Here is an 11,800-nt window from a genome sequence, read left to right as displayed (position 1 = left end):
TGACCCAATGCCGACATGGTCCTGAAACCCAACCGATACCTCCTCATTTTCGTCCTGACCCTGGTGGCCTACGGGTTGTTTGAATACTACCGCCCGAAACCCATCGACTGGACGCCGACCTACATGAACAAAGACCGGATTCCGTTCGGAGCGCGGGTGGTGTATGAAGTGTTGCCGGAGGTCATGAACGGGGCGCCGGTCACTCAGGTAAGGATGCCGGTCTACAATCATCTTTCGGACACGAAGCGGCCGCCCCGGAGCAATTACATCTTCATCTGCCATGCTGTGAAATTCAGCCGTTTCGACCGGGAGAAGCTGCTGACGTACGTTCGGGAGGGCAACCAGGTATTTCTGTCGGCCTACGAATTTCCGGATTCGCTGGCGTCGGTACTCGGTTTCACGGCCGACCTGAAAATGCCGACCCTCCGCGATACGACGCTGGGCGTCAATTTCTCCAACCCTGCCCTGCGATCACCGGCCGATTACCACTTCCGGCACGACGACGGCCGCAACTATCTGAAAATTAAAAATCCGTCAAACATTACCGTGCTGGGCCGGAACGCCCGCAACGAACCCGTCTTTCTGAAGATCACCTACGGAAAGGGGGCTATTTACATCCACAACCTGCCGCTGGCCTTCACGAATTATTACCTCCTCGACCGACCGACGGAGGAGTACGCCTACCGGGCGCTTTCCTACCTGCCCCCGGTGCCGACCTACTGGGACGAATACCAGAAACAGGGCCGGTTCAGCGAGGACGAACAATCCACGCTGCGGTATGCCCTGAGCCGCCCGCCCCTGGCCTGGGCCTATTACCTGAGCCTGGCCGGGCTGCTCCTGTACGCCGTCTTTGCCGGGAAACGCACCCAGCGGGTAATACCGGTGGTCGAACCACTGAGAAACACCTCGCTCGAATTCGTGCAGACGGTAGGGCGGCTGTATTTCCAGCGGGGGGATCACGATAACCTGGCTCAGAAGAAAATTCAGTATTTCCTGACCTTCGTGCGGGAGCAATATGGCCTGAATACCTCCTTCCCGGACGAAGCGTTCAAACAGGCGCTGTCGCGGAAAAGCGGGGTGCCGGAAGAAGACGTTCACGAGCTGTTCCGCCGGATCGCTTTCGCCCGGCAGCAGTCGCGGCTGAGCGAATATGATTTACTTGAATTGAACCGCCTGATTGAAAATTTCTATAAATACGCTAAAATGTAGGCGCACCGGGGCTGTGAAACGCCGACCGCTGCCTTTAAATCACGGAATGTATGTCATCTTTTGAAAGCCGTCTGGACTTAACCGAACTCAAAACCGCCGTCGAAGGCATCCGGACCGAAATCGGCCGGGTCATCGTCGGTCAGCAGGCCACCATAGATCTGCTGCTGACGGCGCTTCTCTCCGACGGCCATGTGCTGATCGAGGGCGTGCCGGGCGTTGCCAAAACCCTGACGGCCAAATTACTGGCAAAAACCATCGCGGTGGATTTCAGCCGCATCCAGTTCACACCCGACCTGATGCCGTCCGACGTGCTCGGGACGTCGATCTTCAACCCGAAATCCACCGAGTTCGAATACCGCCGGGGGCCTATTTTCGCCAACCTCGTCCTGATCGACGAGATCAACCGCGCCCCGGCCAAAACGCAGGCGGCCCTTTTCGAGGTCATGGAAGAGCGTCAGGTGACCAACGACGGCGTCACCTACCGGCTGGAAGAGCCGTTTCTGGTGCTGGCGACCCAGAATCCCGTCGAGCAGGAAGGCACCTACCGGCTGCCGGAGGCCCAGCTCGACCGGTTTCTATTCAAGGTGGTGGTCGGCTATCCGAATCTGAACGAAGAGATCGACATTCTGCGGGGGCACCATGAGCGCCGTCACCTCACCGACGGCGTGGAGGCCGTTCAGCCCGCCCTGACCGCCGGCCAGCTTCAGGCATTGCGGTCGCAGGTGCATCAGGTCCATGTGGAAGACAAAGTGCTCGAATACATTGCGCAGATCGTTCAGAGCACGCGCAGCAATAAATCCCTTTTTCTGGGTGCCTCTCCCCGGGCTTCGGTGGCGCTGCTGAACAGTTCGAAGGCCCTCGCCACCCTCCGGGGCCGGGATTTTGTGACGCCCGAAGACGTTCAGGAACTGGCCGGGCCGGTGCTTCGTCACCGCATCCTGCTGACCCCCGAGCGCGAAATGGAGGGCGGCACCGCCGACGAAGTGATTGCGCAGGTGCTTCAGAAGATCGAGGTACCGCGGTAATTTATCTGTCACTATTTTCCCCGGCTGCCGTGCGATTTTTCCGCTCCCTGTATGTTTCCACACGCGTCTGGATGGCCCTGACCGGCTTTATCCTGCTGTTCATCACGGCCTATCTGGTGCCGGCCCTGTTTGCTCCGGTAAAGCTGGCGCTGGCGGTACTCGCGGCCGTGCTGGTGCTGGAAGCCGTACTGCTCTTTCGGGGGCGGAGTTCAGTTTTTGCCCGCCGGGAGGTGCCCGACCGGCTGTCGAACGGGGACGACAACCCGCTGACGATCTACCTCGAAAGCCGTTATCCGTTCCGGGTTCATCTGGAGGTAATCGACGAAATACCGGTCCAGTTTCAGAAACGCGACGTTCTGTTTCAGGCCGCCCTTAACCCCAACGAAACCACTGCCATCCGGTACGAACTGCGGCCCATCCGAAGGGGAGAATACGGCTTCGGAGCGCTGAACATCTACGTCATGACGCCCCTGCGGCTGCTGAAACGCCGGTTTCAGTTTTCCCAGGACAAGCAGGTGGCGGTTTACCCTTCTTTTCTCCAGATGCGGCAATACGAACTGCTGGCGATCACGAACCGCCTGACCGAGCTGGGCATCAAGAAGGTGCGCCGGATCGGTCACAGCATGGAGTTCGAGCAGGTGCGGGCCTATACCCGGGGGGACGACGTCCGGACGATCAACTGGAAAGCCACCGCCCGCCGGAGCGACCTGATGGTCAATGCCTTTCAGGAGGAAAAATCGCAGGCCGTCTATTGCCTGATCGACAAGGGACGGGTCATGAAATCGCCGTTCGAGGGGCTCAGCCTGCTCGATTACGCCATCAATGCCTCGCTGGTCCTGAGCAACATCGCGCTGCTGAAACAGGATCGGGCGGGCCTGATGACGTTCTCCGAAAAAATCGGCCAGACGGTAGTCGCCGAACGCCGGCCGGGCCACATGCAGAAGATTCTGGAAGTCCTGTACCGGCAGAAAACCCGGTTTCTGGAGTCGGATTATGAGGCCCTGTACACGAGCGTCCGGACGCACATCCGCCAGCGGAGCCTGCTGCTGCTGTTTTCCAATTTTGAAACCGTCAACGCCCTGCACCGGCAGCTGCCTTATCTTCGGCGTCTGGCAAAAGACCACCTGCTGATCGTCGTTTTCTTTGAAAATACCGAATTAAGAAGTTTATTGGACGGTCCGGCCGACAGCACCGAAGCCATTTATCAGAAGACGATTGCCGAAAAGTTTTACTACGAGAAGAAGCTGATCGTGAAAGAACTTCAGCAATACGGCATTCAGACCATTCTGACGGCCCCGCAGCACCTGACCGCCGACACCGTCAATAAGTACCTGGAGTTGAAAGCCCGCGGGATGATCTGAACTCCGACCCTCTGTTATTTACGATGAAGAAATTTCTCCGCTGGTTCCTGCTCGGTCTCTTCCTGCTGGCCGTTATCCTGGTGATCAATACGTTCCGGTTTTCTTCGCGGCAGCTGACCGGCGTCGCTCCGGCGCCCCCGGTTGCGGTCGGCGATTCGGCCGTGGACCGTTTTGCCCAGGCCCTGCGTTACCGAACCGTCTCCTTCACCGACTACTCGCTGACCGATACCACCCAGTTCGAGGCTTTCGGGGCTTTTCTGAAACGGTCATTTCCATTGATGCACAGCCGGCTTAAGCTCGAAACCTTCAACCGCTACGGCCTGCTGTATGAATGGAAAGGCCGCAACCCGGCGTTGAAACCCATCCTGCTGATGGCCCATTACGACGTCGTGCCGGTGATTCAGGGCACCGAGCGGATGTGGCCGCGACCGCCGTTTGCGGGCCGGGTCGACGGCGGAATCATCTACGGCCGCGGCACCCGCGACGACAAAGGCTGCGTCATGGCGATCAGTGAAGCGGTCGAGTGGTTGCTGAAAGGCGGTTTTCAGCCGGAGCGGACAGTGTATCTGGCGTTCGGGCAGGACGAGGAGACACTCGGGAAACGGGGCGCCGAAGCCATCGCCAAAGCGTTCAAACAACGGAATATTGATCTGGAATACGTGCTGGACGAAGGCGGCACGGTCAAAACCGACGGCATACCGGGTTTGAAAAAACCGGTTGCGCTGGTCGGCATCAGTGAGAAAGGGTACGTCAGCCTGGAACTAACGGTCGTTGCGAGCGGGGGGCACTCGTCCATGCCGCCCCCGCAGACCAGCATCGGCATGGTGGCCGAGGCCGTCGACCGTTTGCAGAAGAACCCGTTTCCGGCCCGGCTGGATGCGGGTCTGGCCCAGATGTTCGCCTATACCGGCCCGGAGATGTCGTTCGGGCAGCGGCTGGTGTTTGCCAACGACTGGCTGTTTGCCCCGCTCGTCAAGCGGATCATCGGGCAGACCAATTCCGGCAACGCGCTGATCCGCACGACCACCGCCCCGACCATTTTCAAAGCCGGAGCCAAAGACAACGTCCTGCCCATCGATGCCACGGCGACGGTCAACTTCCGGATTCTGCCCGGTGAAAGCATCGCGAGCGTGACGAAGCGGGTGAAGGAGGTGATCGACAACGAGCAGGTGAAGGTGACGGTCATGAGCGCTTCCAGTACGGAGCCTTCGCCCCTCTCCGATCCCGACGACCCGGCTTTTACAAAGCTCCACCGCACGATCAAAAGTGTTTTCCCGGAGGTCGTGGTGACGCCGTTTCTGGTGCTGGGCGGCACCGATTCGAAGTATTTTGCGCGAATCTGTCCGAACGTGTACCGCTTCTCGCCGATGCTGACCGACGAAGCCAGCATCCCGACCATCCACGGCACGAACGAGCGCATGCCGGTCGACGACTACCGGAACATGATCCGGTTTTATGTGACGCTGATCCGAAACAGCCAGAACTGAAAAGGGCCGGTTCTGAACCGGCCCTTTTCAGTTAATCTTCATATCCGTCGCGTCGCATCAGTTCCTGCTCCTCCTTGAGTCGGAGCCGGTTGACGTAGCCGGACACCCAGATGCTGACCTCATAGAGCAGCGCCAGCGGCATCGCCACCAGAATCTGGCTGTAAATATCCGGCGAAGGCGTAATGACGGCGGCCACGACCAGAATCACGACCAGCGCATGCCGGCGGTATTCGCGCATAAATTCCGGAGTCAGGAAACCGATCTTGGAGAGCACGAAGGCCACGATTGGCATCTGAAACGTCAGCCCGCAGCCCAGCGTCAGGGTCGCCAGCGTTGAAATGTAGGAACTGATATCAAACTCGTTGACGATTCGGGGGTCGAGCTGGTAATTGGCCAGAAAGTTGATCGCCAGCGGAGAGACGATATAATAGCCAAACAGAACGCCCATAAAGAACAGGGTGGTCACGTAGAAAACCGCCCCGCGGGCCGCCCGGCGCTCGTTGGGCCGGAGGCCCGGTTTGATAAACCGCCACAGTTCCCAGAACGCATACGGAAAAGCGAACAGCAGCCCGATCATGAGCGAGGAGGTCAGTGCCATCGTAAACTGCTCGGCCATCTGGCGGCTTTGCAGCGTAAAGTTCAGCTTTTCGATGCAAAGGTCCGTAAAACCGGTCTTCTTCGACAGTTCACACATCATCCGGTACGTCCAGAAATTGGTTTTCGACGGTGCCAGAATCACCTTGTCGTAGATTTCCCGGATAAAGATAAATGCGGCAATGGCAAAGACCGCAATTGACCCAACCGCCCGCACAATATGCCACCTGAGTTCCTCAAGGTGCTCCAGGAAGGTCATCTCCTTGCCGTCGTCGAGGTCGTTATCGAACTGTTGATCTAAAGGATTCATCAAAAAGTTAATTGTTGAATAATTGAATTGCTGAATGATTGAATGTGCGCTGCCAACCTTGCACTGCGGAGCCAATTCAATCGCAACGGCGAACCGTCCCTCAACAACTCAACCATTCAATCATTGATAAAGCGGGTATGCTTTCATCCAGGAATTGATTTCCTCTTTTACGGCCTGAATCTTCGCATCGTTGTCATGGTTCATCAGCACCTCGTCGATATATACGACGATTTGCTCCATGTCCGATTCTTTCATACCGCGGGTCGTCATGGCGGCCGTCCCGACGCGCATCCCGGAGGTAACCATCGGGGACTTGTCGTCGAACGGAACCATATTTTTATTGATCGTAATATCGGCTTTGATCAGCGTATTCTCGGCCAGCTTACCGGTCAGGCCTTTGGAGCGGAGGTCGATCAGCATCAGGTGATTGTCGGTGCCGCCCGAAATGATCTGGTAACCCCGGCCGACGAAGGCGTTCGCCATGGCCTGGGCGTTTTTCTGGACCTGAGCCGCGTAGTCGGAGAAGTCTTCGGACAGCGCTTCACCGAAAGCGACGGCTTTGGCCGCGATGATGTGTTCCAGCGGGCCGCCCTGCGTGCCGGGGAAGACGCCCGAATCCAGCAGCGACGACATCATCCGCAATTCGCCTTTGGGCGTCCTGATGCCGTACGGGTTCTCGAAGTCGTTCCGCATCATGATCAGACCGCCCCGGGGGCCGCGCAGGGTTTTGTGAGTGGTCGTCGTGACGATGTGGCAGTGTTCCAGCGGGTCGCTCAGCAGTCCTTTGGCGATCAGGCCGGCCGGGTGCGAAATATCGGCCAGCAGCAGAGCGCCCACCGAGTCGGCAATGGCCCGCAGACGGACGTAATCCCAGTCGCGGCTATAGGCCGAAGCCCCGCAGATCAGCAGTTTCGGGCGTTCGCGACGGGCGGTTTCCTCCACGACGTCGTAATTGATGACTCCGGTTTCCTTCTCGACTCCGTAGAATGTCGGGCGGAAATACTTGCCGGAGATATTGACCGGGGAGCCGTGAGTCAGGTGTCCGCCATGCGACAGGTCGAAGCCGAGGATGGTATCCCCTGGTTTCAGGCAGGCCAGAAATACGGCGGTGTTGGCCTGTGCGCCCGAGTGCGGCTGTACGTTGGCCCAGGAGGCTCCGAAGAGTTCTCTGATGCGGTCGATCGCCAGCTGCTCGATCTCGTCCACTACCTCACAACCTCCGTAATACCGTTTGCCGGGCAGCCCTTCGGCATATTTGTTCGTTAACACACTCCCGGCCGCTTCCATCACTTGTTTGGAAACAAAGTTCTCGGAAGCAATCAATTCAATCCCGGACTCCTGACGGTGCTGCTCTCTCGCGATGAGGTCGAAAACCTGCGTGTCGCGGGCAACGGAGATGGCTGTAGTCGACATAGTAGACGGTTCGCCGTAGCGACTGATTATCAGTAATTGGATTACAATTTTTTCAATACAGATACAAAAGTACGGAGAAAACCCATACCGCACAGCATCCGCTCCCGGCTTTGACGCAAACCGCCGAAATATAAAAGACCGGCGGTCCGGGCGTCCGGTTACTTGGTCTGCTGAAGCGCCTGATATTTCAGGGGGGTGGTGCCGGTATGCAGTTTGAACTGCCGGTGAAAATGCGAAATGTTGTTGAACCCGCACTCCAGCCCGACCTGACTCACGCTGATGTCCGACTCCACAAGCAGCTTGCGGGCGTGGCTGATCCGAAGTTCGTTCAGGTATTCGATGAACGACTTGCGGGTCCGCTTCCGGAAATACCGGCAGAAAGCCGCCGGGGCCATACCGGCCACCGAGGCAATATTGTCGACCCGGATTTCCTCCCGAAAATGCCCCAGCATATAGTCGAGTACCCGTTTCATCCGCTCGGTTTCGGCTTCCGTGGCTTTCAGTTCGTAATTATCACTGGCGAGCATGACGGCATCTCCGTCCTGAGCGAGCATCTGGAGGATGTAGAGGAGCCGCAGCAGCCGCTCCAGGCCGTCGGTTTCCAGCAGGGTGTAGAGCCGGTCGCGTACCTCAAGCACCTTTTCAGGCCCAAACCGGAGGCCGTAGCGGGCGCGGGTCAGCAGGCCCGTCAGCGGCTGGGCTTCCGGAAGCTGGGGCAGCCAGCTGTCGCCCAGCGCCTGCGCGAACTGCACGACGATGGCTTCTCCAATCTCATCGGACTCGGGGTGGTAGTACTCGTCGTCGTTCCGGTACAGGTGGGGAAGGTCCGGCCCCAGCAACACCAGGTCACCCGGGCCGAACGCTTCCACATGGTCTCCGACGAACCGCTTGCCCCGGCTTCGGATGACGTAGGTCAGTTCATACTCCGGGTGATAGTGCCAGGGCGCATCGAAATAAGGCTGAGACAGGTAAATGACCCGCAAAGAGTTGTATTCACCCAATTCAATCTTTTCAAATAAAGCTTTCACAAAATGCGGTATTTATACTCGTAGCAAATCAATATGCTGAACAAAAGTCAAAATTATACACTTATCGGTAAAAGAATTAAATTTTTACAAGAAAATATTGACCCAACTTTGTATTACTGATTTTCCTAAACCTTTACCATTATGCAAGTAGCCGTTGACAAAGCATCTCTGCTTCATGAACTGGAAACGGAGTATGCAGTCAGCGCCGAAGCGACTGCCTTCTACCGTGAATACGGCTACGTCAAACTGAAAAATGTGCTCAGCCCGGAGGTTCTCCAGTATTACGGTGATATCATTACCGAGCTGGTCTTCAGGCTGAACACATTGACCAAACCCATGGAGGAGCGCACCACCTACGAGCGGGCGTTCCTTCAGATTATGAACCTCTGGCGGGAAGACGCTTCCGCCCGCGAATTCGTCTTCTCCCGTCGGCTGGCCAAAATCGCGACGGATCTGATGGGGGTTCAGGGCGTCCGGCTGTATCACGACCAGGCACTCTATAAAGAGCCTTCGGGCGGTTTGACGCCCTGGCATGCCGACCAGTTCTACTGGCCGCTGGCTTCTCCCCAGACCGTTACGGTCTGGATCCCGTTGCAGGCGACTCCGATGGAAATGGGACCCCTGGCTTTCGCCGAACGCAGCCAGAACGTCGAAATCGGCCGCGACATCGAAATTAGCGACGAAAGTGAGCAGCGGCTCAGCGAAGAGTTAAAGAAATTGAATTTCAACGTCAATGACACGCCGTTCGAACTGGGCGAGGTCAGCTTCCACGCCGGCTGGACGTTCCACCGCGCCGGCCCGAACACCTCCGGAGCCCCGCGGAAGGTCATGACGATGATTTACATGGACAAAGATCAGACTATTTCTAAACCCAAAAACTCTTTTCAGCAGGCCGACTGGACCACCTGGTTGGACAGCTATCCGGTCGGCAGCAAACCCGAAAGTTCACTAAATCCGGTGCTTTTCACCTATTGAGGAGAACTTTCCGAAAAAGGACGAACCTTGAATAGTCCTTTTTCTACCTGACTACCGTATTTAATTCATTATCAATTCATAGGTTGGTTGTACAGAACACCTCGCTGGAGCTCCGGCGGGGTGTTTTTTTGTCCGATGGTGAATCCTTTCCCATTTGGAAATATTTTTGTGGAAATCGTGTTATTAGCTTGGGCAACAAGTAACCCCCCGGTATGAAACAAGTTGGTTTCTTTTTCACTTTTCTGACCGCCATCCTATTTTCACTGACGACTTCGGCGCAAATTCAGAAAGATCCGTCGCACTGGACCTTCGGCGCATCCCGGCCGGAAGCCAAAGTGGGCGAGGTCGTGGAAATACGGCTGAACGCCACCCTCGACAACGGCTGGCATATGTATTCCTCGGATTTGAACCCGGACATCGGGCCGATCGTCACCTCGGCCAAATGGAAGGAAAACGGAAGCTTCGAGAAAATCGGTCCTCTCGTCTCGCTCGGTCCCAAAGAAGAATTTGAAGAAGTCTGGAGTGCGAAAGTGCGTTATTTCGAGGGCAAAGCCACTTTTGTCCAGAAAATCCGGATTCGAAAAGCCAACCCGGTGATCGAAGGCACGCTCGAATACCAGACCTGTTCCGGGACCACCTGCCTCCCCCCGGCCGAACAGGAATTTTCGGTGAAGATCAAAACCGTCGGAACCGCCACGGCGGAAACGGCTCCTCTCTCCGAGCCCGTCGCTTCCACCGAACCGGCCAAAGCTCAACCCACTCCCGGACTGTCGGCCGCTGATTCAGCGGTCGTTACAGCCTCCGCCGATGCCGGCACCGCGACCGACACCGTCGTTTCCGCTTCCGAAAAGGCGGTTGCCCCCGTTCCCGACCTGAGCGCGGCCGAGCCTGAGAACGCCGACGGCTCCCTGCTTGGTTTCATGGTGGCGGCTTTCCTGTCGGGTCTGCTGGCCCTGCTCACGCCCTGCGTTTTCCCGATCATCCCGATGACGGTCAGCTACTTTACGAAGCAGGACCACGGGGCCTGGAAGGCCGTATTGTATGGGGTTTCCATTATTGCTATCTATGTGCTCGTCGGTACGCTCGTGTCCCGCATCAACGGCCCGGCCTTTGCCAATTTCGTCAGCACCCACTGGCTGCCGAACCTGCTTTTCTTTGCCATTTTCTTCGTCTTCGGCCTCTCGTTCCTCGGGTTGTTCGAGATCGTTCTTCCTAACTCTCTGGTCAACAAGGCCGACGCGCAGGCGGAAAAAGGCGGTATTCTGGGGATCATCTTCATGGCCTTCACGCTGGTGCTGGTTTCTTTCAGTTGCACCGGTCCGATCGTCGGCAGTCTGCTGGTGGCTTCGGCGGGGGGTGAGGTGATCAAGCCCATCGCCGGAATGGCGGCTTTCTCGGCGGCTTTTGCGGTGCCGTTCACCTTGTTTGCGGCTTTTCCGCAGTGGCTGAAAAGCCTGCCCAAATCGGGTGGCTGGCTTAACTCGGTGAAGGTGGTGCTGGGCTTCCTGGAACTGGCCCTGGCCCTTAAATTCCTGAGCATCGCCGATCAGGTCTACCACTGGAACCTGCTCGACCGCGAAATCTTCCTGGCTTTCTGGGTCGTTATCTTCTCGCTGATCGGCTTTTACCTGCTGGGAAAAGTTCGGCTGCCGCACGACAGCGAGACCAAAACCGTCAGCATCCCCCGGCTGCTGCTGGCCATCGTTACCTTCTCTTTCGTCGTGTACATGATTCCGGGGCTGTGGGGCGCTCCGCTGAAGGCGCTGGCGGGTTACCTGCCGCCCGAAACTTCGCAGGATTTCAACCTGACCAACCAGACGGCCGCCGTCGGCACCCCGGTTGCTGCGCTGGGCGAAAAGCCCAAATATTCCGAACTGTTCCGGCTTCCTCACCAGCTGCAGGGCTTTTTCGACTACCAACAGGCGCTGAATTACGCCCGAAAAGTGAATAAGCCGGTGTTCATCGACTTTACGGGACACGGCTGCGTGAACTGCCGGGAAATGGAAGCCCGCGTCTGGTCGGAGGAGCCGGTTCTGAAGCGCCTGCGCGAAGATTACGTCGTGGTGGCGCTGTATGTAGACGACAAAACCGAACTTCCGGAGGCAGACTGGTATACGTCTACCTACGACAACAAACCCAAGAAAACCATCGGCGCCCAGAACGCCGACCTCCAGATCGTCCGGTTCAACAACAACGCACAGCCGCATTACTGCCTCGTCGATCCGAATGGGCGGCTGCTCGTCCGGCCGAAGAATTATGACCTGAATCCGGAGAACTTTGCCGCTTTTCTGGATGAGGGCAAGAAAAATTTTCAGTCGCCGGTAACGCTTTCCCGGCGGTCGGAATAAGCCGTTTTTTACCGAAAGAACATAAAAAAGCCCGGAGCAAACGCCCCGGG

General features: G+C 57.2%; 9 protein-coding genes. 6 read left to right on the top strand and 3 right to left on the bottom strand.

Annotated features, from left to right (window positions below; genetic code table 11):
• The first annotated feature begins 15 nt into the window (after positions 1–15).
• From DX909_RS13320 to DX909_RS13305, 4 genes are read left to right on the top strand one after another with little or no spacing between them, the layout of a single operon-like run.
• Positions 16–1,209, top strand: coding sequence for a DUF4350 domain-containing protein (locus DX909_RS13320; protein ID WP_128545664.1), 1,194 nt, complete (start codon positions 16–18; stop codon positions 1,207–1,209).
• Between the two features lie 50 nt (positions 1,210–1,259).
• Entirely contained in the window at positions 1,260–2,234 is a 975-nt protein-coding gene (locus tag DX909_RS13315; protein ID WP_128545663.1) for an AAA family ATPase, read from the top strand.
• Between the two features lie 29 nt (positions 2,235–2,263).
• Positions 2,264–3,595, top strand: a complete 1,332-nt coding sequence (locus DX909_RS13310) for a DUF58 domain-containing protein (protein ID WP_128545662.1) — start codon at positions 2,264–2,266, stop codon at positions 3,593–3,595.
• 23 nt (positions 3,596–3,618) lie between these two features.
• Positions 3,619–5,082 carry a M20 family peptidase gene (locus DX909_RS13305; protein WP_128545661.1) on the top strand — a complete coding sequence of 488 codons (1,464 nt, stop codon included), beginning with the start codon at positions 3,619–3,621 and terminating at the stop codon, positions 5,080–5,082.
• 31 nt (positions 5,083–5,113) lie between these two features.
• On the opposite strand, the gene tatC is transcribed toward DX909_RS13305, so the two are convergent.
• The 3 genes from tatC to DX909_RS13290 form a co-directional block, all read right to left on the bottom strand.
• Positions 5,114–5,986, bottom strand: a complete 873-nt coding sequence (gene tatC, locus DX909_RS13300) for a twin-arginine translocase subunit TatC (RefSeq protein WP_128545660.1) — start codon at positions 5,984–5,986, stop codon at positions 5,114–5,116.
• 120 nt (positions 5,987–6,106) lie between these two features.
• A complete protein-coding gene (gene glyA / locus DX909_RS13295) occupies positions 6,107–7,399 on the bottom strand; it encodes a serine hydroxymethyltransferase (protein WP_128545659.1) in 1,293 nt (430 codons plus the stop codon).
• A gap of 158 nt (positions 7,400–7,557) precedes the next feature.
• Positions 7,558–8,427 (bottom strand): AraC family transcriptional regulator, encoded by an 870-nt coding sequence (locus DX909_RS13290; protein WP_128545658.1) that lies wholly within the window; start codon positions 8,425–8,427, stop codon positions 7,558–7,560.
• A 141-nt stretch (positions 8,428–8,568) separates the two neighbouring features.
• Here DX909_RS13290 and DX909_RS13285 point away from each other — a divergent pair, with 141 nt between their 5' ends.
• A complete protein-coding gene (locus DX909_RS13285) occupies positions 8,569–9,402 on the top strand; it encodes a phytanoyl-CoA dioxygenase family protein (RefSeq protein ID WP_128545657.1) in 834 nt (277 codons plus the stop codon).
• Positions 9,403–9,614: 212 nt separating this feature from the next.
• Entirely contained in the window at positions 9,615–11,750 is a 2,136-nt protein-coding gene (locus DX909_RS13280) for a protein-disulfide reductase DsbD family protein (protein ID WP_128545656.1), read from the top strand.
• Positions 11,751–11,800 lie beyond the last annotated feature (50 nt).

Source organism: Larkinella soli (assembly GCF_003703975.1).
In the GTDB taxonomy this organism is placed as follows: Bacteria; Bacteroidota; Bacteroidia; order Cytophagales; family Spirosomataceae; genus Larkinella; species Larkinella soli.
Note: the sequence above shows the minus strand (reverse complement) of the source record. Positions and strands in the feature narration are given on the sequence as shown.

Excerpts from the sequence above, each read along its gene's own strand:
- DX909_RS13320 (WP_128545664.1), top strand. The coding sequence starts at position 16 with ATGGTCCTGAAACCCAACCGATACCTCCTCATTTTCGTCCTGACCCTG.
- DX909_RS13315 (WP_128545663.1), top strand. The coding sequence starts at position 1,260 with ATGTCATCTTTTGAAAGCCGTCTGGACTTAACCGAACTCAAAACCGCC.
- DX909_RS13305 (WP_128545661.1), top strand. The coding sequence starts at position 3,619 with ATGAAGAAATTTCTCCGCTGGTTCCTGCTCGGTCTCTTCCTGCTGGCC.
- tatC (WP_128545660.1), bottom strand. The coding sequence starts at position 5,986 with ATGAATCCTTTAGATCAACAGTTCGATAACGACCTCGACGACGGCAAG.
- glyA (WP_128545659.1), bottom strand. The coding sequence starts at position 7,399 with ATGTCGACTACAGCCATCTCCGTTGCCCGCGACACGCAGGTTTTCGAC.
- DX909_RS13285 (WP_128545657.1), top strand. The coding sequence starts at position 8,569 with ATGCAAGTAGCCGTTGACAAAGCATCTCTGCTTCATGAACTGGAAACG.
- DX909_RS13280 (WP_128545656.1), top strand. The coding sequence starts at position 9,615 with ATGAAACAAGTTGGTTTCTTTTTCACTTTTCTGACCGCCATCCTATTT.